Genomic DNA, 26879 nt, shown 5'->3' with positions numbered 1-26879 from the left:
GCCCACAGGCATACTCGTATAGACGAGTGGGCAAGTTGTGTGGCAAGGTGGTCGCCGTTCCCGGAGATCGGGTTCGAAGGCTGCATCTTGTATAGACGAGTAGATGGGAAGAACCTTGCGAACCATCCGTGTGGAGACCTCGGCCGCGACGATCCTGCTCACCGAAGCGCCCGAGCCCAAGGTCCGCGACCGTCAGACCGGCGAGATCGCCAAGGATGCCACCAGCGGTGAGGCCCTGATGACGATCGGCGTCGTCTACATCGAGGAAGGGGAGTCGTCCCTGATCAAGGTGACCGTTCCGGAGAGCGGCGTGTCGGACGGGCTGACGCTCGGCGCGCCGGTCTCGCTGCCGGGGCTCGTCGCCCGGCCGTGGGAGAGCGTGTTCAACGGACAGCAGCGGCACGGCATCGCCTACCGCTGCGCCGCCGTCACTCCGGCCGCCTTCCCGGCCGCCGTGGGGGCGTCGGCCTGATGTCCGACCTGACGACGCTTCTGGAGGTGGGTGGTCCTGTCGCCGCACTCGGCGGCGGGGCTGCCTACGCCCGGGCCAAGCACCCCGGGCTCTACTGGTCCACGGTCGGCCTGCCGATGTCCACCGCCCGCCTGCTCGGCTCGTACGGCTCGGTCATGGAAGCGTGCGGGCTGACCGTGGCCCCGTCCCGCCTGCGAATCCTGGCGGTCAAGGCCACCACCCGGGGTGAGATCCGGCCCGTACCGCCGCGTCGCGGACTCATCCACCCGACCACGACCGGGCTCCGGCTTCGCCTGCGGCTCGCACCCGGCCAGGAACCCGCCGACGTGGCTGCCTCGGCCGAACGACTGCGGCACGCCTGGGGCGTTCACGGCGTCTACGTGACCACGGTCAAGCCCGGCGTCATCGACCTGCGGCTCGTCGGGTACGACGTACTGCGCAAAGTCCGCATGCCGCGCAACGCCGTGGGCGGCTTCCTGGAAGTACCCGTGGCACTGCGGGAGGACGCGACACCGTTCGTACGCGACTACCGGGCCGTACCGCACGGGCTCACCCTCGGCGCCACCCTGTCCGGCAAGTCCATGTACCTGCGCCACCTCATCGCCGGACTCGCGCGACAGCCCGTCGCCCTGGTCGGCATCGACTGCAAGCGAGGTGTGGAGCTGGCGCCGTTCGCCCCGCGACTGTCGGCGCTGGCCACCGACCCCGACCAGGCCGCCAAGCTGCTACCCGTACTGATCCGGGAGATGGAGGACCGGTACGACCTGATCAAGGCCCGGCAGGGGATCGCCCCGAGCACCCCGGACGAAGTGATCACCTCCGACATCTGGGGACTGCCCGAGCACGAACGACCCCTCCCCATCGTGCTGGTCGTCGATGAGGTCGCGGAACTCTTCCTCGTCGCCACCAAGAAGGAGGAGGAGCGACGGGACGAGATGGTCACTCAGCTCATCCGCCTCGCCCAGCTCGGCCGCGCCGCCGGTATCTACCTGGAGATCTGCGGGCAGCGCTTCGGCGCCGAGCTGGGCAAGGGCGCCACCATGCTTCGGGCCCAGTTGAGCGGGCGCGTCTGCCACCGCGTCAACGACGAAGCCTCCGCCAAGATGGCGCTTGGCGATATCGCCCCGGAAGCCGTTTCCGCCGCCTGCACCATTCCGGCCGAGCGCCCCGGCCTCGCCGTCGCCGGGGACACCTCGGGGGGCTGGTCCCGCATCCGCACGCCGTATCTCTCTCTCGCTGATGCCGCCGCGACCTGCCGTGCAACGGCCCGCCTGGTCCCTGACCTGCCCACGCTGAAGCCGTTCCGGCCGTCCGTGCCCGTACCGCCGCCGGTCAAGTCCCCGGTATCGACCGTGCGACCGCGCCCGGCAACTAGCTGAACCGCACCTCCCGCACTCCGGTCGGCGTGACCGTCTCGCGCCACGTCCCTACCCCTCCCATGCCTGACCCCGGAAGGAGCCGCAGCATGCGCGCCCAACTGGCCCGTGTCGACGCGGTGCTCGTCCAGGCCGTCATCGCCGCCGCCCTGTCCTTCGCCCACCTGCACGACGTCGCTTCGGCGGCCGGACAGGACGGGTGGAAAGCGTGGGCCTACCCGGTCTCGGTCGACCTGCTGCTCGTCGCCGCCTGGCGCCGACTGCGGACCGGTGACAGCAAGGCCGCGGGCTGGTGCTGGTTCGTCATCGCGCTCACGGCATCCCTCGGTGCGAACGTCGCCACCGCCGGACTGCTCGACATGACCCACGTACCGGCCTGGCTCCGCATCCTCGTCGCGGGCTGGCCGGCAGTCGCCTTCCTCGGCGGGACGCTCCTTGCCCACTCGGCGCCGTCCCCGCGCGAAGGGACCGGCGCCACCGCGAACCAGAACCAGACAACCGAGGACATCGAGCGCCAGGACGACGCCGCGCCCGAGCCTGCCCCGGAGCCCCCGCCGACACCGCTCCCTGTGCCCGCCTCGCCCCTTCCGCCCGCCGTCCCCGTCCCGGCCGCCCTGGTCGAGCACGCCCGCAAGGTCGCCGCCGAACACCACACCCGGACCGGAACGGTCATCGACACCCCGACGCTTCGCGCCCGGCTCGGTGTCCCCGCGCCGATGGCTGAGGCCATCTCCGCCCAACTCACCTGAGAAGGAGGCTCCACCGATGCCACACCTCGACCGCAACACGGCCGCCGACTACTACGACGCCGCCCGCGAGATGGCCGCCACCGGCCGCCCGACGCTGGCGCGACTCCTCGCCGAAGAAGCCGCCGACCGCACCGCCGACCCCGACCAGGCCGCCGAAATCCTGCACGACTTCTCCGGCTTCAGCCTTCACCGGGAGGGCTGAGGCATGACTCCTATGAAGCGCTTCCGCAACGTCACCCGTATCGGCCCCGTTCAGGTCGGCACGGCCTACGACAACCGGGGCCGCGAACAGCACACCGCCGCCTGCACTGCCCCGCGCTGCGGCTTCTCCGCCGACTACGACAGCCGCGCCGCCGCCGAGTTGGCCGCCCGCACCCACCGCTGCCCCGTCCGCTGAAAGGACCGATCACCGTGACCGTCAGCCTGCCGCTCGTCTTCGTCCTCGGCTGCTTCGCCTGGGGAGCGGTCAAGTTCCTCGGTGTCCGCACATGGATCGTCGTCGTGATCGCACTGTTCGGCTTCTGGCTCTCGCACACGTTCATGGCCCCGGCCATCGAATCCGGTACGCGCTCCGGCGTGGACATCGTCAACGGCTCACACAACTAGACGAGTAGGCAAGGGTAGATCCACCGTGTTCCTGCCCAAGTACCCCGACAGCCCGACGCCGCCGCCCGCCCACACGCACGCGCCCAGCGATACGACACCCGCCCGGCGACCGGTCCCGCAGATATCCGTCAGTACGGGCGCGGTCGTGACCGTCCTGGTCGGCGGAGTCGTGCTCACCGCGCTCCTGGCCGCCGTCGCTGTCTCGGCCATCTCCGTGGCCGTCGCCGCCGTGGTCCTGCGCTCGATGCTCCGCGACCAGCGCCACCGCTGATCCACCCGGACTGATCCAGACCAGTCCGTACGCAGACCCCCGGGGCGGCCTCGATACCGCCAAGCATCCGCCGCCCCGGGAGCCCTGTACCTCCTGACCGAAGCCAGAAGGAGAACCCATCATTACCCGCGCCACCCAGCCCCCGCTGCCCGAACTGGGTCAACTGGCCGCCTCCGGCACCATGCCCTCGCTCCTGCGCCAGCTCTCCGGCCTCGGCGGCTGTACGCACCCGATCCGCCTTGACGGCCACCGCACCGAGCACGCCGTCGACACCCGTACCGGCGAGATCGGCAACGTCCTCCACCGCCTCGACTCCACCGACCTCCCGGCCGGTCACCTCCTGGTCCGCTGTAACAACCGCCGCACGACCCGCTGCCCGGCCTGCGCCGAGGTCTATCGCCGCGACACCTTCCACCTGATCACCTCCGGCCTGCGCGGCGGCAAGGGCGTCCCCGAACGCGTCGCCGCCCACCCCCGCGTCTTCGCCACCTTCACCGCCCCCGGCTTCGGCCCGGTCCACAACCGCCCCACCGGCCCGGCCCGAACCGTCCGCCCCTGCCGCTGCGGCGTCCTCCACGACCAGGACGACCCCGCCCTGGGCACGCCCCTCGACCCCGACACCTACGACTACGAGGCGGCCGTCCTCTGGAACGCGCACGCGGGCCTGCTCTGGAGGCGCTTCTCGATCTACCTCCGCCGTGAGGTCGCCAAGCGCGCCGGCCTCACCCAAAGGGCCTTCCGCGACTACGCCCGTGTCTCCTTCGCCAAGGTCGCCGAGTACCAAAAGCGCGGCGCCGTCCACTTCCACGCCGTCATCCGCATCGACGGCCCCGAGGGCGGCGACACCCCGCCTCCGGCCTGGGCGAGCGCCGAGCTGCTAACCGACGCGATCCGCGCCGCTGCGACCACTGCCCGCGTAGACGGCCCAGTCATCGACGACCGCGCGCACGCCTTCACCTTCGGCCGCCAACTCGACGTACGCACCATCCGATCCGCCGACTTCGACGGCGGCCAGGAACTCACCGAACGGGCCGTCGCGGCGTACATCGCCAAGTACGCCACCAAGGGCGCCGAAACAGCGACAGGCGCCCTCGACCGCCCGCTCAAGTTCCTCGCCGAACTCGCCCAGCTCGACATCAGCGACCACGCCCGCCGCATGGTCCGAGCCGCGTGGAACCTCGGCGCTCGCAAGGAACTGGAGTACCTCCGGCTCCGCGCCTGGGCCCACATGCTCGGCTTCCGCGGCCACTTCTCCACCAAGTCCCGCCGCTATTCCGTCACCCTCGGCGCCCTCCGCGACGCCCGAGCCGAATGGCGCCGCGCTCAGGTCATCGCGGACGACCAAGTCGCCCCGGACACGACCCTCGTCCTCGCTCACTGGGTCTACGCCGGAAGCGGCCTCACCGACACCGAAACCTGGCTCGCCGAAACCCTCGAACCTGTCCCAGGAACAGAAGGAGAACCGACGCATGCGTGAGCGTGACGACGAACTGCTGACCGTGGTCCAGGTCATGGCGCGGCTCAAGCTCGGTCGCTCGAAGGTCTACGACCTGATCCGCACCCGGCGTCTGCGCTCGGTCACCATCGGCCGGTGTCGGCGCATCCCTGCTTCTGCCATCAGCGAGTTCATCGCTGGGCAGATGGAGCGGGCTGCCTGATGACGACGCGTCGGAGTCGTGGTGACGGCGGCCTTCACTGGGATGAGAAGCGGCAGCGCTGGATCGCCACCGCGAATCTCGGCTTTGATCCGAGCGGCAAGAGGATCGTCAAGCGGGGGAGTGGCAGGACCAAGACCGAAGCCAAGAACAAGCTCAAGGAGGTGTTACGCGATCACGAGGACGGGCTTGCCATCGCGCCCACCAACTACACGGTCGCGGACGCGGTGAACGACTGGCTGACGTACGGCCTGGCGGGTCGTGATGAGGGCACGGTCGAGACCGTCACGCTGCTGAGCCGGACCCACGTGATCCCGAGCCTGGGCGCGCGAAAGCTGCGTGATCTCAGCGCAGAGGACGTTGACCGCTGGTTGGCGGTGAAGGCTCGAACGCTCAGCACGCGCACCCTGCAAGGACTGCACTCCTGCCTGAATCGCTCGGTCAAGCGGGCTATGGCACGGGACAAGGTGAAGCGCAACGTCGTCGAGCTGTGCGCCGTTCCGGCCGGCCGTCCGGGGCGCCCGTCCAAGGCACTCACCTTGGCCCAGGCGAAAGCCGTGCTCAAGGCTGCTGAGGGGACCTCGATGTACGCGTACATCGTCGTCGCTCTGCTGACCGGTGCCCGCACGGAGGAACTCCGCGCGCTGACCTGGGACCACGTCTTTCTCAGCGGCAGGCCGGACGCCAATCCGCCGCAGCCTCCGCACATCGCCGTGTGGCGGTCGGTCCGACGTGGCGGGGACACCAAGACGCGGAAGTCCCGGCGCACGCTGGCCCTGCCTGCGCGCTGCGTAGAGGTCCTGTGGGCCCAGTTCGAGGATCAGGGTTGGGAGCGCCTTGCCGCCGGTGACGACTGGGAGGAGACCGGGCTCGTCTTCTCCTCGGCCGTCGGCAAGCCGCTGGATGCGACCAACGTCCGACGTGCCTTCAGGGTGGCTCTTAAGGGCGCCGAGGGGATCAACGCCGACGAATGGACGCCTCGGGAGCTGCGGCACAGCTTCGTCTCACTGCTCTCGGACAGTGGCGTACCTCTGGAGGAGATCTCCCGGCTCGTCGGCCATTCCGGAACGGCCGTGACCGAGGAGGTCTACCGGAAGCAAATCCGCCCGGTCATCCAGACCGGTGCGATCACTATGGACAGCATCTTCCGGTCTAAGTGATCCACGGCGATACGAAGCGGCAGGGCCTGAGACCAGGCCCCGCTTTCGTGTCACTCCTGATCCGATGCCTGAGGTTCGCTCCACTCACGACGCAAGCGTCGAGCGGCTGGGATCACGGGACGAAGAGCGCAGAGGAAGCCGAGCACGAGCAAGACGAGGAGCCCGAGGACATCGAAGATGTTGAGAAGCCACAGGCTGACGTGATCACTCCAGTGCATCTGGTACGCACCTTCCGTTTCAGGCACGGCCAGACTGGGTGCATACGGCAGCCTCAGCCCAACCGCGCGCAAGCGGTCGAGATGAGTTCTGCCGACGTTCAGAACCAAGGATCGAACGGGGTGCCGATGACTGGCGGTCAACGGCCAAGCCTCACGAGAGCGGGTTGAAGGATCTCTAAAGCTCAGCTACGTCGAAGCCGAGCACATAGAGGGCAAACCTCCCAGACGCCGACCTATTCGGTCTGACGCGTCACCTCCCCGACCTATTCGGTCTGACGGAAGGTCTCGCAAACGATGGTTAGACGGTAGCTGAGCTGAGGGACCGGCGAGAGAGGTTTGGAGGAGCTAGTCACGCAGATAGACACGCACGCAGAAACAGGTGAGGCGCCTACCGAATCCGGTAGGCGCCTCACCTGCTGTTTTGGCTGTCGGGGTGGCGGGATTTGAACCCACGACCTCTTCGTCCCGAACGAAGCGCGCTGCCAAGCTGCGCTACACCCCGATGTCGTTGTTCCGCTTCCCGGGCCGTTCGGGCCGGTCGCGGCGACATCGATTACTTTAGCGGACTGGTGGCCTGAGACGAAATCCGGTTTTCGGGGCCCCGGATCTCGGGGCGGAAGCGGTCCGCCGTGACGAGGAGCAGGGCCAGGGCGTAGAAGGCCAGGCCGAAGATCACGGCGTTGCCGAGGACGCCCGCGTAGCCGTGCTGGTCGACGTCCAGGAACGGGTACGGGTAGCGCGCCGGCGTGCCCGGGGTCATGATCGCGCCGCGGATCAGGGCGAAGCCGAAGTAGGCCAGCGGATAGATCATCCAGGTGCCCGCGTGGCGGAGGCGCAGCATGCCGGGGCGGGTCAGCAGGAGCCAGTCCAGGACCGCGCCGATCGGGGTGACCGTGTGCAGAAGCTGGTTCGAGAGCTGGCGGGCGCCCGTCATCGCATGGCCGGGGTCGTCGGTCATGGAGAAGCCGGACGCGTCGTTCGCCAGGATCACGTGGTAGACGAGGCCCGTGATGCAGATGAAGAGCAGTGCGCCGCCCGTGAGGAGTGGGGGGAGGGGGCGGGACGCCGTCCACGCGCGTACCGCCGATACGGCCAGTACTGCCGCCAGCAGGATGTTCGACTGGATCGTGAAGTAGCTCAGGACGCGTAGCGCGCTGTCGCTGATCGCCAGGTCGGTGATGATGCCTGTCGCCGCCGCCAGCGCGAGCAGAGCGCGGAAGGCGGCGGCCAAGGGGCGCCGGCGTCGTGGGACCACTGCTTCCGCCGGTACCGGGCGGGCGCTGGAGGCACGAGGGTCGATCATCCACCCACCGTAGGACGGCCCGCGGACGGGCGCGAAGAGGGCTTCAGCGGCGTTTCGGCGCCGGGACCAGCGTCAGGAGGGACACCTCGGGCGGGCACGCGAACCTCACCGGCGTGTAGCGGTTCGCTCCGCAGCCCGCCGATACGTGGAGGTACGAGGTCCTGCCCTCCGCCGAGTGCGTGGACAGGCCCTTCACGCGGTCGGTGTCCAGGTCGCAGTTGGTGACGAGGGCGCCGTAGAAGGGGATGCAGAGCTGGCCGCCGTGGGTGTGGCCGGCCAGGACCAGGGGGTAGCCGTCCGCGGTGAAGGCGTCCAGGGCGCGGAGGTACGGGGCGTGGACCACGCCGAGCGAGAAGTCGGGGCCCGGGAGCGGGCCGCCCGCCACCTCCACGTAGCGGTCGCGCTTGATGTGCGGGTCGTCCAGGCCGGTCAGGCCGATCTCGACGCCCGCCACCTTCAGGATGCCCCGCGTGTTCGTCAGGTTCAGCCAGCCCGCCTCGTCGAAGCCGTCGCGCAGGTCCGTCCACGGGTTGTGGATGGCGTGGACGACGGGCGCGTTGCCGTTCAGGCCGTGCCTGCCGCGCGTCTTGTTGACCAAGTACCGCGCCGGGTTGAGGAGTTTGGGGCCGTAGTAGTCGTTCGAGCCGAAGACGTACGCGCCCGGGAACTCCATCAGCGGGCCGAGCGCGTCCAGGACCTCCGGGACGCCTTCCGTGTCCGACAGGTTGTCGCCCGTGTTGATCACGAAGTCGGGGCGCAGCCCGGCCAGCGAACGCAGCCAGCGCTGCTTCTTGCGCTGGCCGCTCACCATGTGGATGTCCGAGACCTGGAGGACCCGCAGGGGGCGCATGCCCTGTGGCAGGACGGGGACCGTCACCCGTCGCAGCCGGAAGGAGCGGGCCTCGAAGCCCGCAGCGTAGGCGACCCCGGCGGCTCCCACCGCCGCGACACCGGCCGACACCTTCAAGGAGGTCTTCAAGCCCCGTTGGAGGGCGGTCTGGACAGAGGGCTGCACAAGAGCTTCGTTTCGCACGCGCATGTGGCCCATCGTCGCAGACCCGCGAGGCCCCGGAAATCGACGGGCGCCGCACCCTGCGTACCTGCGACAATCAAGGCATGACCACGCTCAAGTCGAAGCTGCAGGACGACCTCAACGCCGCGATCAGGGGGCGCGACGAGCTGCGCTCCTCGACGCTGCGGCTGACCCTCTCCGCGATCACGAACCAGGAGGTCGCGGGCAAGGAGAAGCGGGAGCTCTCCGACGACGAGGTGCAGAAGGTGATCGCCAAGGAGGCGAAGAAGCGCCGCGAGGCCGCCGACGCGTTCGAGAAGGGCGGCCGCGCCGAGTCCGCCGCCCGTGAGCTCGCGGAGGGCGAGATCCTCGCCGTGTACCTGCCGCAGCCGCTGAGCGACGCGGAGCTGGAGCAGATCGTGGCGCAGGCCGTCGAGGAGGCGAAGGCGGCGGGTGCCGAGGGGCCGCGCGCCATGGGCCAGGTCATGAAGATCGCCAACCCGAAGATCGCGGGCCGCGCCGAGGGCGGCCGCGTCGCCGCGACGGTCAAGCGGCTGCTGGCGGGTTAGCGCCGACTGTTTCGGCGAGCTGAGGCGGGCTGGCGCTGACTGCCCCGTGAGCTGGCGCGGCTGGCGTCGATCGCCCGTGAGCTGAGGCGGGCTGGCGTTGATCGCCCGTGAGCCGGCGCGGGTCGGCGTCGATCGCCCGTGAGCTGGGGCGCGCTGGTGTCGACTGCCCCGTGAGCTGGCGCGGGTCGGCGTCGACCGCCCCGTGAGCGGAAGAAGGGGCGCCCCCGGACCGGGGGGCGCCCCTTTCACGTACTCCGCGTGGCTACCGGAACCTCAGCGGTCCCGGCCGCCCCCGCCCCCGTTCCCGTTCTCGCCGATCAGCCCCGGCGGAATGGAGAACCCGGGCAGCGGATCGTCGTCACCGCCGCCGTTCCCGCCGGTGTCGCCGCCACCGCCGTTGCCGCCGCCCCCGTTACCACCGGGTTTGGCGTCGTTCTGGCCTTCGTCGTCCCCGCCCTTGTCCTTGTCTTTGTCCTTGTCGTGGTCGGGGATGTCGACCATGGTGAACTGCGGGGCGGGCCGGCCCGACAAGGCGCCGGTCATGGCGCTGCGCCAGATCGGGCCCGGGGTGTCCGCGCCGAAGACCTTCTCGTGGTAGCGGCCGCCGATGTAGATGTCGGTCATCTCGACGTCCTGCCCCGGGCCGCCGACCCATACGGCGCCCGCGAGGTTCGGCGTGTACCCGACGAACCAGGCGTTCTTACGGCCGTCGGTCGTACCGGTCTTGCCCGCGTTGTCCCGGCCGTCCTGGAGGCCGGCCTCCTTGCCCGTACCGGAGTCGGTCACCCCGCTGAGCAGCGTGTTGATCTTGTCCGCGGTCTGCGTCGACATGGCGCGTGAGCACTTCGTCTTCGGCACGGCGAGCGACTTGCCGTCGGGGCCCTTGACGGAGTTGATGGCGACCGGCGTGCAGTACGTGCCCTCGTTCGCGAACGCGGCGTACGCGGAGGCGATCGTGAGCGGCGACAGACCCGTCGAACCGAGCGTCATCGACGAGGGCACCTCGTCGACCTTGGTGCCGTTGCCCTGCACCACGCCCAGCTTGTCGGTCATCTTGACGACGGGGCACATGCCGATGTCGCCGACCATCTGCACGAAGTACGTGTTGATGGACTTCTCCATCGCCTCATTGAGGCGGTAGGGGCCGACCTCCGTCTCGTTCTCGTTCTCCACCATCGCGGGGCTGGTCTTCGAGTTGACCCACGGCTTGCCGCTGCACGTCTGCACGCTGCTCGGGTACGGCATCTTGTACGGCGCCGGATACTCCTGGTCGATCGGCGTGCCTTGTTCCAGCGCCGCCGCCGCCAGGAACGGCTTGAACGTCGATCCCGTCGGGAATCCGTAACCCGAACCGTTGTACGCCTCGTTGACCGAGTAGTTGAGCACGGTCTCGTTCTTGGCGTTGTCGGTGCCGTACGGCTTCGACTGGCCCATGCCGAGGATCTTGCCGGTGCCCGGCTCGACGAGCGTGACCGCGGTCGCGACCTTGTCCGTCTTGCGGACGTTCTCCTTTATGGCGGCCTGCACCGAGGTCTGCGACTGCGGGTCGAGCGTGGTCTTCACCGTGAGCCCGCCGCGGTCCCAGACCTTGGCGCGGGCCTCCTTCGTCTTGCCGAAGACCGGGTCGCTGAGGAAGATCTCGCGGACGTAGTCGCAGAAGAAGGAGGCGCCCTTGACCGCCGTGATGCAGCCGTTCTGCGGCTTGCTGACCTTGAGGCCGAGCGGCGTCCTCTTCGCCCGCTCCGCTTCCTCCTGGGAGATGTCGTGCACCTGCGCCATGCGCGTCAGGACCGTGTTGCGCCGCTTCGTCGCCTCGGTCTCGTCGTTGACCGGGTCGTAGCGGCTCGGGGACTGCACGATGCCGGCGAGGAGCGCCGACTCCTGGAGGTTGAGGTCCTTGGCGTGCTTCGAGAAGTAGCGGCGGGCGGCCGCCTCGACGCCGTACGCCTGCTGCCCGAAGTACGTGATGTTCAAGTAGTTGGCGAGGATCTTCTTCTTGCCCAGCTCCTCCTCAACCTGGATCGCGTACTTGAGCTCCTTGACCTTGCGGCCGAGCGTCTGCTGGGTGGCCTGGGCGACCTTCGTCGGGTCGTTGCCCGCTTCCTCGATGAAGACGTTCTTCACGTACTGCTGCGTGAGGGTGGAGGCGCCCTGGGAGACGCCGCCGTCGCGCGCGTTGGCGTTGATGGCGCGCAGGATGCCCTTCGCGTCGACGGCCCCGTGCTCGTAGAAGCGTGAGTCCTCGATGGCGACGAGCGCCTTCTGCATGAAGGGCGAGATCTTGTCGAGGGGGACCACGGTGCGGTCGCGCGAGTAGACAGTGGCGATCTTGCCACCCTGGTTGTCCAGGATCGTGCTGCGCTGACTCAGCGGCGGCGTCTTCAAGTTGGCGGGGATCTCGTCGAACCCCTCGACGGAACCCTTGGCAGCCAGCCCCAGCGCGCCCGCGGCGGGCAACGCGATTCCGGCGAGCACGGCTCCTGCGAGCACGCTGACACCGAGGAACTTGGCAGCCTGCTGAGTCGGCGACAGTCCGCCGCCGCTACCGGCCGAGCGCTTCTTTCCCATGCGGGGCAGCCTACGTGTCGATTCTCCGGACAGGCGTATATGCCTTGGCCTAAGCTGCACTCAACTGTCACAGCAGTGCGGTCCCGTATCAAGACGTGGGACGAACCCGAATCGTTCCCGCTGTCTTCTACGTGGCCCTCAGTGGCCCTCAGCGGCTCGCGAGGCGGCCCTCGATATGGCTCTTGTAGTCATTTCCGGGCCCTCGGCGGGCTACCCGCACAGGGCCCACCGGGTGTCCGGAATCGCCTTGTGTGTCATCGGCCGTCCCTTGTGGCGCGTGTGAACTGCCCCGCTTTGCCGGGGTTATTACGCATGTCCTTCGGTCACTCCGTCGGGTGATCTGCCGCTTACGCATAGTCCGTTCGGACCATTCAAGATTGGGCCCGAAGGGGGTGTTGCGCTGTGCCCACCTTCCGTAACGTCCTCAACTGGCGGCGGTGAATATGCCGCTGCCGCCGTGGGGGAGCCTCGATTCGGGAGAGGACGGCGCCGGTATGGGCTGGGTAGTCGACTGGAGTGCGCAGGCGGCCTGCCGCACTACCGATCCGGATGAACTGTTCGTTCAAGGAGCAGCGCAGAACCGGGCCAAGGCGGTGTGCACGGGATGCCCCGTGCGGACCGAGTGCCTGGCGGACGCGCTGGACAATCGCGTCGAATTCGGCGTGTGGGGTGGCATGACGGAGCGGGAGCGCCGCGCACTGCTGCGCAGGCGTCCGACCGTCACCTCATGGCGCCGGCTCCTGGAGACGGCACGGACGGAGTACGAGCGTGGCGCGGGCCTGCTGCCCGCGGAGTTCGAGGACGAAGAGACGTACGAGCGGTACGCGGCCGTCGGGTAGCCGACCACCGCGCACCGCCAGGCTTCACGTGCGGCTCACGCAGCTCCGGCCGGAGTGTCCCCGGCCGCGAGCCGTTCCCCGATGTCCCTGAGGCCCGCCAGATCGTGTACGTCACCGGGCAGCGCCGCGATCTCCGCGACGGCGACCTCGGGATGCAGCGCGGTGAAGCGGTCACGCGTGCGCTGTTCACGCGCGACCACCTGCATCCGCTCGGCGTGCAGGCGCAGCAGGCCGGCGGTCAGCTGATGGGCGGTCGGTTGCCGGGTGGTGGGGCCGGGCGGAGGGTCCGCTGCGGCGGGGGAGCCTGTCGCGGAAGTAGTACGACCGTCTTCTTTCCCTCTCGGCTGATCCACAATGCGGGCCTCATCAAGATTTTCATCGTGGGCCGTAGCAAGTTCTTCGACGCGGACCTCGTCGGCCTCCTCCACGCGGACCTCGTCGGCTTCCTCCACGCGGGCCTCGTCAGGCTCCTCAACGCGGGCCTCGCCAGGCTCCTCCACCCCGACCTCGCCAGGCTCTTCCACGCGGGCCTCGTCGAGGTTCTCCGCGGCGGCCAGGGCGCGTTCGGCGGAGAGCGCGTCGGCCCCGCTGCCGTGCACCCGGTTCAGCACGAGACCGGCCAGCGGCATCCGCTCCGCGGCCAGCCGCTCCACGAAGTACGCGGCCTCGCGCAGCGCGTCCCGCTCGGGCGCGGCGACCACGAGGAACGCGGTGCCGGGCGCCTGGAGCAGCTTGTACGTGGCGTCCGCGCGCGTGCGAAACCCCCCGAACATGGTGTCCATCGCGGCGACGAACGTCTGCACGTCCCGCAGCAGTTGGCCGCCGAGCAGCTTGCCGAGGGCGCCGGTCATCATCGACATCCCGACGTTCAGGAACTTCATGCCCGCGCGTCCACCGACCTTCGCGGGCGCCATCAGGACCCGGATCAGCTTGCCGTCGAGGAACGAGCCGAGCCGCTTGGGCGCGTCCAGGAAGTCGAGCGCGGAGCGTGACGGGGGAGTGTCGACCACGATCAGGTCCCACTCGTCCCGGGAGCGCAGCTGCCCCAGCTTCTCCATCGCCATGTACTCCTGCGTGCCCGCGAAGCCCGCCGAGAGCGACTGGTAGAAGGGGTTGGAGAGGATGGCGTGCGCCCGCTCCTCGTCCGCGTGCGCCTCGACGATCTCGTCGAAGGTCCGCTTCATGTCGAGCATCATGGCGTGCAGTTCGCCGCCCTCGGCCCCTTGGGCGGTGACGATGTCCTTCACCCGGCGCGGCGTGTTGTCCAGCGAGTCGATGCCCATGGACTGGGCGAGCCGGCGGGCCGGGTCGATGGTGAGCACGACGACCTTGCGGCCCCGTTCGGCGGCGCGAAGGCCGAGGGCGGCGGCGGTCGTCGTCTTGCCGACGCCGCCGCTGCCGCAGCAGACCACGATGCGCGTGCCCGGGTCGTCGAGCAGCGGGTCGATGTCGAGCGTGCCCTCAGGATCCAGCGTCATCGAAGCGGTCCCCCCATGCTCGTACCACCCTTCCCCTTGTCGTCCGCGGAGATCCCCTGCCGGCGCAGATCCTTGGCGAGCTTGTACAGACCCGCGACGTCCAGGCCCTCGGTGAGCTGCGGCAGTTCGTGCAGCGGAAGGCCCGCCTCGGCGAGCAGTCCGCGCTGGGCGCTCTCGAGCGCGTACCGCTCCCCGTACTCCCCCGCCTGGTCGAGCAGTGGCCCTACGAGCTTCCCGGCGCCGCCGAGACCGGCCGCGGTCAGGGCCTTGGTGATCTCGGGGCGCACGGAGGTGTCGCGGGTCAACGCAAGGGCGGGTTCCCCCAGAAGCGCGGGACGCACCATGTTCACCATGATCCGTCCCACCGGGAGGCGCGCGGCGCGCAGTTCGCCGACCCCGTCGAGGGTCTCCTGCACCGGCATCTCCTCCAGGAGGGTCACCAGGTGGACGGCGGTCTCGCGGGACTTGAGGACCCGCATGACCGCCTGTGCCTGGTTGTGTATGGGGCCGATCCTGGCAAGCCCGGCGACCTCGTCGTTCACGTTGAGGAAGCGGGTGATGCGGCCCGTCGGGGGCGCGTCCATGATCACGTGGTCGTAGGCGTAGCGGCCCTGCTTGTCCTTGCGGCGCACCGCCTCGCACGCCTTGCCGGTCAGGAGTACGTCCCTGAGGCCCGGGGCGATGGTGGTCGCGAAGTCGATCGCGCCCAGCTTCTTCAGGGCGCGGCCCGCGCCGCCCAGTTTGTAGAACATCTGGAGGTAGTCGAGCAGCGCCAGTTCGGGGTCGATGGCGAGCGCGTACACCTCCCCGCCGCCGGGGGCGACGGCGATCTTGCGCTCCTCGTAGGGGAGCGCTTCCGTCTCGAAGAGCTGTGCGATGCCTTGCCTGCCCTCCACCTCCACAAGGAGAGTGCGCTTGCCCTCGGTCGCGAGGGCTAGCGCGAGTGCGGCGGCGACCGTGGTCTTTCCGGTACCGCCCTTGCCGCTGACGACCTGGAGCCTGCTCACGTATTCGAGCCTAACCAGAGAGCGCCGCGATCACGCAGGAGCCCGGGGAACGGCCGGCACTGAGGCCGAGAACGGTCGGCGCCGAGGCCGGGGGCGGTCGATGCCGGAGCCCGGGGAACGGTCGGCGCCGAGGCCGGGGGGCGGTCGGTGCCGGAGCCGGAGAAGCGCCGGCGCCGGGAGCCTGGCGGAGGAGGCGGATCGCTTCGGCGGATACAGTCGCCCCCATGGCTAAGAAGTGGGAATACGCGACCGTGCCGCTCCTCGTGCACGCGACGAAGCAGATCCTCGACACCTGGGGCGAGGACGGCTGGGAGCTGGTGCAGGTTGTGCCGGGCCCGAACAACCCGGAGCAGCTGGTGGCGTATCTGAAGCGGGAGAAGGCGGCGTGAGCGCCGTCGAGGACAAGCTGGCGTCGCTGGGCCTGACCCTGCCGCCCGTGGTCCCGCCGGTCGCGGCGTACCAGCCGGCCGTGCAGTCCGGGGTCTACGTGTACACGGCCGGGCAGCTGCCCATGGTCGACGGCAAACTGCCGCTGACCGGCAAGGTCGGCGACGAGGTCACCCCCGACCAGGCCAAGGAGCTGGCCCGCACCTGCGCGCTCAACGCCCTGGCCGCGGTGAAGTCCGTCGCCGGTGATCTGGACCGCATCGCGCGCGTGGTGAAGGTCGTCGGGTTCGTCGCCTCCGCCACCGACTTCACCGGTCAGCCCGGTGTCGTCAACGGCGCCAGCGAGCTGCTCGGCGAGGTTCTGGGCGACAAGGGCGTGCACGCGCGCAGCGCCGTCGGCGTGGCAGTGCTGCCGCTGGACGCGCCGGTCGAGGTCGAGATCCAGGTGGAGCTCACCGAGGCATAGGGCCGTGGGCCGTGGGCCGTGCGTCGTGGGCCGTGCGTCGTGGGCTGGGGGCTGTGGGCCGTTACGGAGTTCCGGTGGACGGGTGGGCTCTCGAACATCTGCCCTCCACCGGATAGCCTCCGGCCATGGCGAACGGGCAGTGGTACCCCCCTGAGTGGCCGGAGCGCATCCGCGCCCTCGCCGCCGGCACCCTGGTGCCCGCGGTGCCCCGGCGCGCCGCGACCGTGCTGCTCCTGCGGGACGCCGCCGACGGCCCTGACGGCCCTGACGGCCCTGACGGCTCTGACGGCCCTGACGGCGTCGAGGTGCACATGCTGCGCCGCCGCACGTCCATGGCGTTCGCCGCCGGTGCGTACGCGTACCCGGGGGGCGGCGTCGACCCCCGCGACGACGACCGCCAGGTCCGCTGGGCCGGTCCCGCGCGCCAGGAGTGGGCCGCGCGCCTCGGCGTGCCCGAGAAGGAGGCGCAGGCGGTCGTCTGCGCCGCGGTGCGTGAGACGTTCGAGGAGGCGGGCGTGCTGCTCGCCGGGGAGACCCCGGACACCGTCGTCGACGACACGACGGGGGCCGACTGGTCCGCCGACCGGCAGGCGCTGATCGCCCGCGACCTGTCCTTCGCCGAGTTCCTTCAGCGCCGCGGGCTCGTGCTCCGCTCCGACCTGCTGGGCGCCTGGGCACGCTGGATCACACCCGAGTTCGAGCCGCGCCGCTACGACACCTGGTTCTTCGTCGCCGCGCTGCCCGAGGGCCAGCGCACCAGCGACGACTCCTCGGAGGCCGACCGCACTGTGTGGATCCGCCCGGAGCGGGCCCTGGAGGCGTACGACCGGGCCGAGTTGTCGATGATGCCGCCGACCGTCGCGACCCTGCGCACTCTCGCGACGTACGCGCGCGTGGACAGCGCGCTCGCCGGTTCCACGGGGCACGACCTGACGCCCGTACTGGCGCGTGCGCGGATGGAGGGCGACGAGTTGGTGCTGGCCTGGCCGGGACACGAGGAGTTCACCAAGCACATTCCGAACGCGCCCTCGGGTTCCGTCACTCCCACCGCTCCCACCGCTCCCACCGCTCCGACCGCTCCGACCGCTCCGAGCAGGGGAAACAGCTGATGACCGAAGCCGCCGCCCTGCCGGGGCAGCCGCGCGGCGGAGTGCTCTCCGGCCCCGCCACCGCCCGCGCCGTCAACGTCCTGGCGCCCAACGCCTCCGCCATGACGCTCGACGGCACCAACACCTGGATCGTCGCCGAGCCGGACAGCGACCTCGCCGTCGTCATCGACCCGGGCCCGCTGGACGACGCGCACCTGACGCACGTCATCGACACGGCCGGCAAGGCGGGCAGGCGCATAGCGCTCACGCTGCTCACGCACGGGCACCCCGACCACGCCGAGGGCGCGGGCCGGTTCGCCGAGCTGACCGGCACGAAGGTGCGCGCCCTCGACCCGGCGCTCCGCCTGGGCGACGAAGGGCTCGCCGCGGGGGACGTCGTGACCACCGGCGGCCTGGAGCTACGCGTCGTCCCGACGCCGGGGCACACCGCGGACTCGCTCTGCTTCCATCTCCCCGCCGACCAGGCGGTCCTGACCGGCGACACGATCCTCGGGCGAGGCACCACCGTGGTCGCGCACCCGGACGGCCGCCTCGGCGACTACCTCGACTCGCTGCGCCGCCTGCGCTCCCTGACCGTCGACGACGGCGTGCACACCGTGCTGCCGGGCCACGGGCCCGTCCTGGACGACGCGCAGGGCGCCGTCGAGTTCTACCTCGCGCACCGCGCACACCGCCTCGCCCAGGTCGAGACGGCGGTCGAGAACGGCCACGTGACGTCGTCCGAGGTCGTCGCGCACGTCTACGCGGATGTGGACCGCTCGCTGTGGCCGGCCGCCGAGCTGTCCGTCCTGGCCCAGCTGGAGTACCTCCGCGACCACGGGCTCATCCGGAGCAGCGGCGTCTAGGGCAGTCCTAGAGGGTCCTAGAGGCCGTCCTCGCGCGGTTCGAGGGGCCACGTGACGCCCATCGCCGCGAGCCGCCCCGGGTCGGCGATGATGTCGACGCCGCCGACCCTGCCGTCCCGGAACGACAGGACGAGGACCGAGACGACCTGGCCGCGGGGCGCCTGCACGATGCCGACGCCGTCGCCCACGTACGCGGCGGACGCCGTGTCCACCATCTGCCCGAAGTACGTCGCCTGCCCGGCCACCTCCACCGCGCCCCGCACCAGCTTGGACGCCGTGCCGGGACCCGCGTCGACGCGCAGCAGCACGTCCGGGTCGAGGAGTGCGAGCAGCGCCTCGAAGTCCCCCGCGCGCGTGGCGGCCAGCCAGGCGTCGACGACCTCGCGCTGGCGGGCCAGATCGGTCGGCGCGGGCACGGCGGACCCCTGCACCCGGCGCCTGGCGCGACTCGCCAGCTGCCGGGTGGCCGCCGGTGTGCGCTCGACGATGGGCGCGAGGTCCTCGAAGGGCACGGCGAACATGTCGTGGAGGACGAACGCGAGCCGCTCGGCGGGCGCCAGCGTGTCGAGCACGACGAGCAGCGCCAGACCGACGGAGTCGGCGAGTTCGGCCTCCTGACCCGGGTCCGCGGGCCGCACCACGACGTCGGGGACGTGCGTCTCGGCCGTATCCGGCTCCAAGGGGTCCTCGCGGCGGGACGCGCGCGTGCGCAGCATGTCCAGGCAGATCCGCCCGACGACCGTGGTCAGCCAGCCGCCCAGGTTCTGTACGTCCGCGCTGTCGGCGCGCTGCAGCCGCAGCCAGCTCTCCTGGACGGCGTCCTCGGCCTCGCTGAGCGAACCGAGCATGCGGTACGCGACGGACCGCAGCCGCCCACGCTCGGCCTCGAACCTGGTCGCCAGATCGGCCGCCGACGGTGGCCGGGTCTCGGACTGCGTCATGCCGGGTTCCCCTCCGGGGTGGTCGAGTGCCGGTACGCGACGTGCGGTACGCGACGTGCGGACGGACCCGCCACGGATACGGGTCCCGCCACGACATCGTGGCGGGACCCGTATCCGTGACGGCCTGAGACCTTGAGGACCCAGCGGCTCAGCGTGAACGCTTGGCCAGGCGCTCCACGTCGAGCAGGATCACGGCGCGGGCCTCCAGGCGCAGCCAGCCGCGGCCCGCGAAGTCGGCGAGCGCCTTGTTCACGGTCTCGCGGGAGGCGCCGACCAACTGGGCCAGCTCTTCCTGCGTGAGGTCGTGCACGACGTGGATGCCCTCCTCGGACTGCACGCCGAAGCGGCGCGACAGGTCGAGCAGCGCGCGGGCGACACGGCCCGGCACGTCGGAGAAGACCAGGTCGGACATCTGGTCGTTGGTCTTGCGCAGGCGCCGGGCGACGGCGCGCAGCAGGGCGGCGGCCACCTCCGGGCGTGCGTTCAGCCAGGGCTGGAGGTCGCCGTGGCCGAGGCCGAGCAGCTTGACCTCGGTCAGCGCGCTGGCGGTCGCGGTGCGCGGACCGGGGTCGAACAGCGACAGCTCGCCGATCAGCTCGCCCGGGCCGAGCACGGCCAGCATGTTCTCGCGGCCGTCGGGGGATGTGCGGTGGAGCTTCACCTTGCCTTCGGTGACCACGTAGAGGCGGTCGCCGGGGTCGCCCTCGTGAAACAGGGCATCGCCGCGCGCGAGGGTCACCTCACTCATGGAGGCGCGGAGCTCCGCGGCCTGCTCGTCATCGAGCGCCGCGAAGAGCGGGGCGCGCCGCAGAACGTCGTCCACGAGTTTCTCTCCTATGTCGCCTGCACTGTGGGGACGGGTGTTTCCCGCCGCCCATTTTGCCGGACGGTCCAAACAGTGTGATCAGTCACTCAGACACAAGTCTGCCGCACCTGCGTCACAACCCGACGGGGAGGGGGCCAATCGGGGGCCGATCGGACGGCGTCGGGGCGGATGTCAGTACCGGGCTTTAGGCTGGCCGAGTATCCAAAAAGCTGGGGACGACGCAGGCGGAAGGGGCTGGAAGGGTGGCGGCCGACCGGTATTCCGCTGTGGGCGAACACGCCGGATGCGCTGCCCGGGCGACCCCGTCCGCCTCCGCATCGGTACCGTCCGCCTCCGCACCGTCGGCGTCCGTACCGTCCGCGTCCGCCTCCGTACCGTCCGGGTCAGTACCGTCCGTGCAGGGAAAGGCCGCATAGCTCATGCCCGCGAAGAAGCGATCCGCCGCGACGACCAGTGCGAGTACGGGAACGGGTACCAGCACGGGAACGGGTACGAGCACAGGTACGGGTACGAGCACGGGTGCGGCGAAGCCCGAGTCGCGTACGGCGCTGGTGCGCCGGGCGCGGAAGATCAACCGGGTCCTCGCGGAGACGTACCCGTACGCGCACCCGGAGCTGGACTTCGAGAACCCGTTCCAGCTCGTCCTCGCCACGGTGATGTCCGCCCAGACGACGGACCTGCGGGTCAACCAGACGACCCCGGCGCTGTTCGCGAAGTACCCGACGCCCGCGGACCTCGCGGCAGCCAACCCCGAAGAGGTCGAGGAGCTGATCCGGCCGACCGGGTTCTTCCGGGCCAAGACGAAGTCGATCATGGGCCTGGCCAAGGCGCTGGAGGAGGACTTCGACGGCGAGGTGCCGGGCCGGCTGGAAGACCTGGTCAAACTGCCCGGCGTGGGCCGCAAGACGGCGTTCGTCGTGCTCGGCAATGCGTTCGGGCGCCCTGGCATCACCGTGGACACGCACTTCGGCCGACTCGTGCGGCGCTGGAAGTGGACCGAGGAGACCGACCCGGACAAGGTCGAGAAGGCGGTCGGCGAGCTCTTCCCGAAGAGCGACTGGACCATGCTGAGCCACCACGTGATCTTCCACGGCCGCCGCATCTGCCACTCCCGCAAACCGGCCTGCGGGGCCTGCCCCGTCGCCCCCCTCTGCCCGGCGTTCGGCGAGGGCGAGACGGACCCGGAGAAGGCGCGGAAGCTGCTCAAGTACGAGAAGGGCGGCTTCCCGGGCCAGCGCCTCAAGCCCCCGCAGTCCTACCTCGACGCGGGCGGACGGCCGGCCCCGCCGCTGGGCGGCACCCCGGGCGGCGCGGCCGGGTGACGGCACGCGGTACGGGGCGGAGTACGGGCCGCGGTACGGGACGCGGTACCGGGCGCGGCGCCGGGTGACACGACCGGGTGACACCTCCGGAAGCCGGAACGAATCGGGGGCGGCCAGGCGTTGGGCGAGGGACGACGGGTACGGGGGCGGCGAGATGAAGCACGTGAGCGAGATCGAGGATGCGAGTGGCGTGACCGGTGAGGCGGCCGGATCCGGTGGTTCGACCCCGGGCGGTGGCGCCCCGCACGTCCCGGACGTGACGCTGCGCGCGGACGGCCTGCCCGGCTGGCTCACCCCCGTCGCCGAGGCCTTGCGCACCGTCCGCGGCGAGCAACTGAGCCGCTTCCTGCCCCCGGCGGACGGCGCGGGGCGGCAGTCCGCGGTGCTGATCCTGTTCGGGGAGGGCGCGCGCGGGCCCGAGCTGCTGCTGATGGAGCGGGCGGGATCGCTCAGATCCCATGCGGGGCAGCCGTCCTTCCCCGGCGGCGCCCTCGACCCGGAGGACGGGGACCCGCGGGCCGAGGGCCCGCTGCGCGCCGCTCTGCGCGAGGCGTGGGAGGAGACGGGGCTCGACCCGAGAGGCGTACAGCTCTTCGGCGTACTGCCCCGGCTCTACATCCCCGTCAGCGGCTTCGTGGTGAGCCCGGTCCTCGGCTGGTGGCGGCGGCCGACGCCGGTCACGGCGGTCGACCCGGCGGAGACGGCCCGCGTCTTCACGGTCCCGGTGGCGGATCTCACGGACCCGGAGAACCGGGTGACGACCATTCACCCGAGCGGCCACAGAGGCCCCGCGTTCCTGGTGGAATCCGCCCTCGTGTGGGGGTTCACGGCCGGTGTGATCGACCGGATCCTGCACTACGCGGGGTGGGAGCGCCCCTGGGACCGAAAGAAGACGGTGCCACTCGACTGGCGCACATGACAGGGTGGCCCCCGTGCCGTGCCGTCCCGGGGAGCGCCCCCGGAACTCCGGCGCGGAAGTGGACTTCACGATGACACCCGCGAGGACATCCGCGATGCGAGGCGAGGCCAGAATTCGGTGAACGTGCTGGACATCCTGCTGCTCGCGGCTGCCGTCTGGTTCGCCATCGTGGGCTACCGGCAGGGCTTCGTCGTCGGCATCCTGTCGGTGATCGGTTTCCTCGGCGGCGGCCTCGTGGCCGTCTACGCGCTGCCCGCCATCTGGTCCGCTGCGACCAGCGACGCCCAGGTGACGACCACCGCGGCGATCGTGGCCGTGGTCGTCGTGATCGTCTGCGCCTCCATCGGCCAGGCTTTCACCACGCACCTGGGCAACAAGCTGCGCCGCTACATCATCTGGTCCCCGGCGCGCGCGCTCGACGCGACGGGCGGCGCCCTCGTCAACGTGGGGGCGATGCTGTTGGTCGCCTGGCTGATAGGTTCCGCGCTCGCCGGTACCGCCCTGCCCACCCTCGGCAGCGAGGTCCGCTCCTCGAAGGTGCTGCTCGGCGTGGCCCGGGTGCTGCCCGCGCAGGCGGACACCTGGTTCGCCGACTTCTCCTCCACGCTCGCGCAGAACGGATTCCCCCAGGTCTTCAGCCCGTTCGCCAACGAGCCGATCGCCGAGGTCCAGCCGCCCGACCCCGCGCTCGCGCGGAGCGCCGCCGCCCGCACCGCCAAGCGTTCGATCGTCAAGGTCGTCGGCCAGGCGCCCAGCTGCGGCAAGGTCGTCGAGGGCACCGGCTTCGTCTTCTCCGACCGCCGCGTGATGACCAACGCGCACGTGGTCGGCGGCGTCGAGGAGCCCACCGTGCAGATCGGCGGCGAGGGCATCAAGTACGACGCGAAGGTCGTCCTCTACGACTGGAAGCGCGACATCGCCGTCCTGGACGTACCGCAGCTCAAGGCGCCCCCGCTGCGCTTCACGTCGACGGACGCGCAGCGCGGCGGCGGCGCCATCGTCGCGGGCTTCCCGGAGAACGGCGCGTACGACGTGCGCCCCGCGCGCGTGCGCGGCCGTATCACCGCCGACGGCCCGGACATCTACCACCGCGGCAAGGTGCAGCGCGACGTGTACTCGCTGTACGCGACGGTCCGGCAGGGCAACTCCGGCGGACCGCTGCTGACCCCGGACGGCCAGGTGTACGGCGTCGTCTTCGCCAAGTCCCTGGACAACGCGCAGACGGGCTACGCGCTGACCGGCGACGAGATCCGCACCGACATCACGCGCGGCCGAGCCGCGGTCCAGCAGGTGGACACGGACGCCTGCGCGCTCTGAGGAACCCGGGAAGACGGGGGATGTGTCAGCCGCGCCCGCTGTGGCGCAGCCGGGCCGACACCCACCGGGCCCGGCGCCGCAGGATGCGCGGGATGCCCAGCCGGGGATCGTGCACCGCGTGTCCTTGCGGTGCGCCCCTCTGGGGAGAGCCCAGCGTCATCGCTGGGCGGCGATTGCGTGCTGCGTCACTGTAGTCGTGCGTCCAGCCCATACCCCGACGTCTGCCCGGGCCCCATGGTCGGTAACCGCCCCCACAGCCCCCAAATTGGCTTATGCGGCAGGCAATTGGCTGTTCGTAGGACAGATGTTCCCGTCCGGACACCGGACGCTCACCGTCCACGCACCGCCCGCTCACGGACAGCTCGCGCACAGCTCACGAACGAGTTCTCAATGGCTCAACGGCTCAACGGCTCAACGGCTCAACGGCTCAACGGCTCAACGGTCCGGCTCGGAGTCCTTGAGCCAGCTCACCAGTTCCTTGGAGAACGCGGCCGGATCCTCCTCGTGCGGGAAGTGGCCGAGACCGTCGAACAGGCGCCAGCGGTAGGGCGCTTCGACGTACTCGCCGGAGCCAGCGGCGCTGCGCGTGCGCATCACCGGATCGAGCGAGCCGTGCAGATGCAGCGTGGGCACACGGACCGGCCGCTTCATGCGCCGGTTGAACTGGATGCCGTCGGGCCGCGCCAGGGAGCGCACCATCCACCGGTACGGCTCGATCGAGCAGTGCGCGGTCGAGGGGATGCACATGGCGCGCCGGTACGTCTCGACGGTCTCGTCGTCCGGTTGACGCGGCCCGGACCAGTCCCGGATCAGGCGCCCGACCAACGCCGCGTCGTCCGCCGCCAGCTGACGCTCCGGCAGCCACGGCCGCTGGAACCCCCAGACGTAGGACCCGGCGGTGGTCTGCTTGAGGTCCGAGAGCATCGCCGAGCGCCAGCGGCGCGGATGCGGCATCGACGACACCGCGAGCCGGCGCACCAGCTTCGGCCGCATCACGGCCGCCGTCCACGCGAGGTAGCCGCCGAGGTCGTGCCCGACGAGCGCCGCGTCGGGCTCACCGAGCGAGCGCACCACTCCGGTGATGTCGAGCGCGAGGTTGGCCGGGTCGTACCCGCGCGGCGTGCGGTCGCTGCCGCCCAGGCCCCGCAGGTCCATCGCCACGGCCCGGAACCCCGCGTCGGCCAGCGCCACGAGCTGGTGCCGCCACGTCCACCAGAACTGCGGGAAGCCATGAAGCAGCAGCACCAGCGGCCCGTCACCCACCTCCGCGATGTGGAAACGCGCGCCGTTGGCCGCGACGTCCCGGTGGATCACCTCTTTGGCACCGGGTACGTCCAGACGTACGACAGAGGAAGGCGGCTGGGCCGAAGGAGTGGCGGGGTCCGTCATGAAGACGAGCGTGCCACAGCCTCGATGGCCTCGGGGACACGCTCTCCGGCCGTCACCGGACGGGGGTGCGGCTTGGCGTTCTGCAGGACGCCCGCGGTCTCCTTGACGGAGGCGGCGACCTTCTGCGGGCCCTTGCTCTTCTTGGCCTTCTTGGCGAAGACCACACCGATCAGGCCGACCAGACCGGCGACGATCAGGCTCGCGGCGAAGGAGAGCAGGAAGCACCAGGCGAGGTTCCAGCCGCCGTCGCCGTTGTGCCCGCCGGTCCAGGCGTTGATGCCGTAGGCGAGCGCGAAGCTCAGCATCGGCAGCGAGAAGAGCGCGATCGTCAGCGCCGCGGTGAAGGCGCCGCCGCTCACCGCACCCTTCTTCACGTCCTGCTTGAGCTGTACTTTCGCAAGGGCGATCTCGTCGTGCACCAGTGCGGACATCTCGGCCGTCGCCGAGGCGAACAGCTGGCCGATGCTGCGCTCGGCGCCGACCGCGCCGACCGTGCTGCCGTCGGGTGCGCTCATCGCGTTCTCCCTGTTCTCCTGTAGGAGCACTGTGGCTCTGTCGGTTGTGCGGACTTGCTGTCAGATCATGCCGGACGCTCGCCCTCGCCGCCTTCCCCGCCCGTCGCTTCGGCAAGCCGCCGGTGCTCCGCGGCCTTCTTCTCGTGCAGCACGGCCATCCGAAGGTGGTACGCCGGGTCGCCCACCTCGTATATGTCGGGGACCCCGTCGAGGTCCTCGTCGCGCTCCTCCGCCTCCCACAGGGCGCGGTACTTGGCGTTCCGGATCCGCAGCAGTACGCCGCTGAGGACGGCCGCGATCAACGAGCCGACGAGGACGGCGGCCTTGGCCTCGTCGGTGAGCGCGGCGTCGCCGGTGAAGGCCAGTTCGCCGATGAGGAGCGAGACGGTGAAGCCGATGCCGGCGAGCGCGGAGACCGCGAAGAGGTCCGGCCAGGTCAGGTCGGAGGAGAGCGAGGCTCTGGTGAACCGTGCCGTCAGCCACGTACCGCCGAAGACACCGATGGTCTTGCCGACGACGAGACCGAGGACGACCCCCAGCGTCTCGGGCCGGGCGAAGACATCGCCGAGCGCGCCGCCCGACACCGCCACACCAGCGCTGAACAGGGCGAACAGCGGGACCGCGAGGCCGGTGGAGAGCGGGCGCACGAGGTGTTCGATGCGCTCGCCGGGGGACTGTTCCTCGCCGTCGCGGCGCGCGCAGCGCAGCATCAGGCCCATGGCGACGCCCGCGACAGTGGCGTGGACGCCGCTGTTGTACATCAGGCCCCAGATGACGAGCGCGAGCGGCACGTACACGTACCAGCCGCGTACGCCCGTCCGGAGGAGCAGCCAGAAGACGGCGAGGCCGATGAAGGCGCCGGCGAGAGCGGCGAAGTTCAGGTCGCTGGTGAAGAAGACCGCGATGATCAGGATGGCCAGGAGGTCGTCGACGACGGCGAGGGTCAGCAGGAAGGCGCGCAGGGCGCTCGGCAGCGACGTACCGAGGACGGCGAGGACGGCGAGCGCGAAGGCGATGTCGGTGGCGGTCGGCACGGCCCAGCCGTCCGTCGAGCCGCCGCCGGCCAGGTTGACCAGCGTGTAGACGAGGGCGGGCGCGGCCATGCCGCAGACGGCGGCGACGACCGGAAGCGCGGCGGCGCGCGGGTCGCGCAGATCGCCCGCGACGAGCTCGCGCTTGAGTTCGATGCCCGCGACGAAGAAGAAGATCGCGAGGAGGCCGTCGGCGGCCCAGTGTTCGAGGGAGAGGTGCAGGCCGAGCGAGCCGGGCCCGAGGTGCAGGTCGCGAACGGTCTCGTAGCTGTGGCTGAGCGCCGGGACGTTCGCCCAGACGAGGGCCGCGACGGCGGCGACGAGCAGCAGGACCCCGCCGACGGTCTCGGCCCGCAGGGCGTCGGTCAGGAAGTTCCGCTCGGGCAGGGACAGGTGTCCGAACGCTGTGCGGTCGTTCTTCTGGGGGGCGCTCACGCGGGGAACCTCCGGTCGGGTACGGCTGATCGATCTGCCGACCAGACTTCCCGGCGCACCCTGTGGACTTCCTGTCGCGTTCGTGACGCGCCTG

Annotated in this window: 30 protein-coding genes and 1 tRNA gene; 19 read left to right on the top strand and 12 right to left on the bottom strand. The window is 70.6% G+C overall.

Annotated elements, in window-relative coordinates:
- Nucleotides 1–115: 115 nt before the first annotated feature.
- The 10 genes from ACH4RC_RS16645 (at nucleotide 116) to xerC (ending at nucleotide 6289) form a co-directional block, all read left to right on the top strand.
- Complete coding sequence (locus ACH4RC_RS16645; RefSeq protein WP_398200889.1) at nucleotides 116–472, top strand: hypothetical protein; 357 nt, start codon at nucleotides 116–118, stop codon at nucleotides 470–472.
- Entirely contained in the window at nucleotides 472–1851 is a 1380-nt protein-coding gene (locus ACH4RC_RS16640) for an FtsK/SpoIIIE domain-containing protein (RefSeq protein ID WP_398200888.1), read from the top strand. Before ACH4RC_RS16645 ends, ACH4RC_RS16640 begins: the two co-directional genes overlap by 1 nt.
- 86 nt (nucleotides 1852–1937) lie before the next feature.
- A complete protein-coding gene (locus tag ACH4RC_RS16635; protein WP_398200886.1) occupies nucleotides 1938–2597 on the top strand; it encodes a DUF2637 domain-containing protein in 660 nt (219 codons plus the stop codon).
- Nucleotides 2598–2613: 16 nt separating this feature from the next.
- Nucleotides 2614–2799, top strand: coding sequence for a hypothetical protein (locus ACH4RC_RS16630; protein WP_398200884.1), 186 nt, complete (start codon nucleotides 2614–2616; stop codon nucleotides 2797–2799).
- Nucleotides 2800–2802: 3 nt separating this feature from the next.
- Nucleotides 2803–2994 carry a mobile element transfer protein gene (locus ACH4RC_RS16625; RefSeq protein WP_398200881.1) on the top strand — a complete coding sequence of 64 codons (192 nt, stop codon included), beginning with the start codon at nucleotides 2803–2805 and terminating at the stop codon, nucleotides 2992–2994.
- Nucleotides 2995–3008: 14 nt separating this feature from the next.
- Entirely contained in the window at nucleotides 3009–3203 is a 195-nt protein-coding gene (locus ACH4RC_RS16620; protein WP_398200879.1) for a hypothetical protein, read from the top strand.
- Between the two features lie 25 nt (nucleotides 3204–3228).
- A complete protein-coding gene (locus tag ACH4RC_RS16615) occupies nucleotides 3229–3474 on the top strand; it encodes a SpdD protein (RefSeq protein WP_398200876.1) in 246 nt (81 codons plus the stop codon).
- Nucleotides 3475–3655: 181 nt separating this feature from the next.
- Complete coding sequence (locus ACH4RC_RS16610) at nucleotides 3656–4951, top strand: replication initiator (protein WP_398200873.1); 1296 nt, start codon at nucleotides 3656–3658, stop codon at nucleotides 4949–4951.
- Nucleotides 4944–5132, top strand: coding sequence for a helix-turn-helix domain-containing protein (locus tag ACH4RC_RS16605; RefSeq protein WP_398200871.1), 189 nt, complete (start codon nucleotides 4944–4946; stop codon nucleotides 5130–5132). Before ACH4RC_RS16610 ends, ACH4RC_RS16605 begins: the two co-directional genes overlap by 8 nt.
- On the top strand, nucleotides 5132–6289 hold the full coding sequence (xerC, locus tag ACH4RC_RS16600; protein WP_398200869.1) for a tyrosine recombinase XerC: 1158 nt from the start codon (nucleotides 5132–5134) through the stop codon (nucleotides 6287–6289). Before ACH4RC_RS16605 ends, xerC begins: the two co-directional genes overlap by 1 nt.
- Before the next feature lie 646 nt (nucleotides 6290–6935).
- On the opposite strand, the gene ACH4RC_RS16595 is transcribed toward xerC, so the two are convergent.
- From ACH4RC_RS16595 to ACH4RC_RS16585, 3 genes are all read right to left on the bottom strand, one after another.
- Nucleotides 6936–7009, bottom strand: a tRNA-Pro gene (locus ACH4RC_RS16595).
- 51 nt (nucleotides 7010–7060) lie between these two features.
- Entirely contained in the window at nucleotides 7061–7810 is a 750-nt protein-coding gene (locus ACH4RC_RS16590) for a Pr6Pr family membrane protein (protein ID WP_398200866.1), read from the bottom strand.
- Nucleotides 7811–7853: 43 nt separating this feature from the next.
- Entirely contained in the window at nucleotides 7854–8789 is a 936-nt protein-coding gene (locus ACH4RC_RS16585) for a metallophosphoesterase (protein ID WP_398200863.1), read from the bottom strand.
- A 137-nt stretch (nucleotides 8790–8926) separates the two neighbouring features.
- Here ACH4RC_RS16585 and ACH4RC_RS16580 point away from each other — a divergent pair, with 137 nt between their 5' ends.
- Nucleotides 8927–9391 (top strand): GatB/YqeY domain-containing protein, encoded by a 465-nt coding sequence (locus tag ACH4RC_RS16580; RefSeq protein WP_398200860.1) that lies wholly within the window; start codon nucleotides 8927–8929, stop codon nucleotides 9389–9391.
- Between the two features lie 273 nt (nucleotides 9392–9664).
- Here ACH4RC_RS16580 and ACH4RC_RS16575 read toward each other — a convergent pair whose 3' ends face one another.
- On the bottom strand, nucleotides 9665–11959 hold the full coding sequence (locus ACH4RC_RS16575; RefSeq protein WP_398200857.1) for a transglycosylase domain-containing protein: 2295 nt from the start codon (nucleotides 11957–11959) through the stop codon (nucleotides 9665–9667).
- A gap of 494 nt (nucleotides 11960–12453) precedes the next feature.
- Between ACH4RC_RS16575 and ACH4RC_RS16570 the strand changes: the two genes are divergently transcribed.
- Nucleotides 12454–12798 (top strand): WhiB family transcriptional regulator, encoded by a 345-nt coding sequence (locus ACH4RC_RS16570; protein WP_361068720.1) that lies wholly within the window; start codon nucleotides 12454–12456, stop codon nucleotides 12796–12798.
- Nucleotides 12799–12833: 35 nt separating this feature from the next.
- Here ACH4RC_RS16570 and ACH4RC_RS16565 read toward each other — a convergent pair whose 3' ends face one another.
- Both ACH4RC_RS16565 and ACH4RC_RS16560 read right to left on the bottom strand, forming a co-directional pair.
- On the bottom strand, nucleotides 12834–14276 hold the full coding sequence (locus ACH4RC_RS16565; protein WP_398200854.1) for an ArsA family ATPase: 1443 nt from the start codon (nucleotides 14274–14276) through the stop codon (nucleotides 12834–12836).
- Entirely contained in the window at nucleotides 14273–15283 is a 1011-nt protein-coding gene (locus ACH4RC_RS16560; RefSeq protein ID WP_398200851.1) for an ArsA-related P-loop ATPase, read from the bottom strand. The genes ACH4RC_RS16565 and ACH4RC_RS16560 overlap by 4 nt, the downstream gene beginning before the upstream one ends.
- Nucleotides 15284–15507: 224 nt before the next feature.
- Between ACH4RC_RS16560 and ACH4RC_RS16555 the strand changes: the two genes are divergently transcribed.
- From ACH4RC_RS16555 to ACH4RC_RS16540, 4 genes are all read left to right on the top strand, one after another.
- Entirely contained in the window at nucleotides 15508–15672 is a 165-nt protein-coding gene (locus ACH4RC_RS16555; protein ID WP_107498797.1) for a DUF4177 domain-containing protein, read from the top strand.
- Complete coding sequence (locus tag ACH4RC_RS16550; RefSeq protein WP_398200848.1) at nucleotides 15669–16136, top strand: RidA family protein; 468 nt, start codon at nucleotides 15669–15671, stop codon at nucleotides 16134–16136. The genes ACH4RC_RS16555 and ACH4RC_RS16550 overlap by 4 nt, the downstream gene beginning before the upstream one ends.
- 125 nt (nucleotides 16137–16261) lie before the next feature.
- Nucleotides 16262–17245 carry an NUDIX hydrolase gene (locus ACH4RC_RS16545; protein ID WP_398200846.1) on the top strand — a complete coding sequence of 328 codons (984 nt, stop codon included), beginning with the start codon at nucleotides 16262–16264 and terminating at the stop codon, nucleotides 17243–17245.
- Complete coding sequence (locus ACH4RC_RS16540; protein ID WP_398200844.1) at nucleotides 17245–18090, top strand: MBL fold metallo-hydrolase; 846 nt, start codon at nucleotides 17245–17247, stop codon at nucleotides 18088–18090. The genes ACH4RC_RS16545 and ACH4RC_RS16540 overlap by 1 nt, the downstream gene beginning before the upstream one ends.
- Nucleotides 18091–18107: 17 nt before the next feature.
- On the opposite strand, the gene ACH4RC_RS16535 is transcribed toward ACH4RC_RS16540, so the two are convergent.
- Nucleotides 18108–19031, bottom strand: a complete 924-nt coding sequence (locus ACH4RC_RS16535) for a sigma-70 family RNA polymerase sigma factor (RefSeq protein WP_398200841.1) — start codon at nucleotides 19029–19031, stop codon at nucleotides 18108–18110.
- 148 nt (nucleotides 19032–19179) lie between these two features.
- Nucleotides 19180–19854 carry a Crp/Fnr family transcriptional regulator gene (locus ACH4RC_RS16530; RefSeq protein ID WP_016642758.1) on the bottom strand — a complete coding sequence of 225 codons (675 nt, stop codon included), beginning with the start codon at nucleotides 19852–19854 and terminating at the stop codon, nucleotides 19180–19182.
- 422 nt (nucleotides 19855–20276) lie between these two features.
- Here ACH4RC_RS16530 and nth point away from each other — a divergent pair, with 422 nt between their 5' ends.
- The 3 genes from nth to ACH4RC_RS16515 all read left to right on the top strand — a co-directional run bounded on the left by nth (nucleotide 20277) and on the right by ACH4RC_RS16515 (nucleotide 23415).
- Nucleotides 20277–21179, top strand: coding sequence for an endonuclease III (gene nth / locus ACH4RC_RS16525; protein ID WP_398200840.1), 903 nt, complete (start codon nucleotides 20277–20279; stop codon nucleotides 21177–21179).
- 154 nt (nucleotides 21180–21333) lie between these two features.
- Entirely contained in the window at nucleotides 21334–22098 is a 765-nt protein-coding gene (locus ACH4RC_RS16520; RefSeq protein ID WP_398200838.1) for an NUDIX hydrolase, read from the top strand.
- 117 nt (nucleotides 22099–22215) lie between these two features.
- A complete protein-coding gene (locus tag ACH4RC_RS16515; protein ID WP_398200836.1) occupies nucleotides 22216–23415 on the top strand; it encodes a MarP family serine protease in 1200 nt (399 codons plus the stop codon).
- 25 nt (nucleotides 23416–23440) lie between these two features.
- Here ACH4RC_RS16515 and ACH4RC_RS16510 read toward each other — a convergent pair whose 3' ends face one another.
- The 4 genes from ACH4RC_RS16510 to nhaA all read right to left on the bottom strand — a co-directional run bounded on the left by ACH4RC_RS16510 (nucleotide 23441) and on the right by nhaA (nucleotide 26785).
- Nucleotides 23441–23626 (bottom strand): hypothetical protein, encoded by a 186-nt coding sequence (locus ACH4RC_RS16510; RefSeq protein ID WP_398200833.1) that lies wholly within the window; start codon nucleotides 23624–23626, stop codon nucleotides 23441–23443.
- A 224-nt stretch (nucleotides 23627–23850) separates the two neighbouring features.
- Nucleotides 23851–24804, bottom strand: a complete 954-nt coding sequence (locus ACH4RC_RS16505) for an alpha/beta fold hydrolase (RefSeq protein WP_398200830.1) — start codon at nucleotides 24802–24804, stop codon at nucleotides 23851–23853.
- A complete protein-coding gene (locus tag ACH4RC_RS16500; protein ID WP_398200827.1) occupies nucleotides 24801–25319 on the bottom strand; it encodes a phage holin family protein in 519 nt (172 codons plus the stop codon). Before ACH4RC_RS16500 ends, ACH4RC_RS16505 begins: the two co-directional genes overlap by 4 nt.
- Before the next feature lie 65 nt (nucleotides 25320–25384).
- Entirely contained in the window at nucleotides 25385–26785 is a 1401-nt protein-coding gene (gene nhaA / locus ACH4RC_RS16495; RefSeq protein ID WP_398200825.1) for a Na+/H+ antiporter NhaA, read from the bottom strand.
- Between the last annotated feature and the right edge of the window lie 94 nt (nucleotides 26786–26879).

The organism is Streptomyces sp. NPDC016845 (assembly GCF_044332585.1).
GTDB lineage: Bacteria > Actinomycetota > Actinomycetes > Streptomycetales > Streptomycetaceae > Streptomyces.
This window is presented reverse-complemented; position numbering and strand designations above follow the sequence as displayed.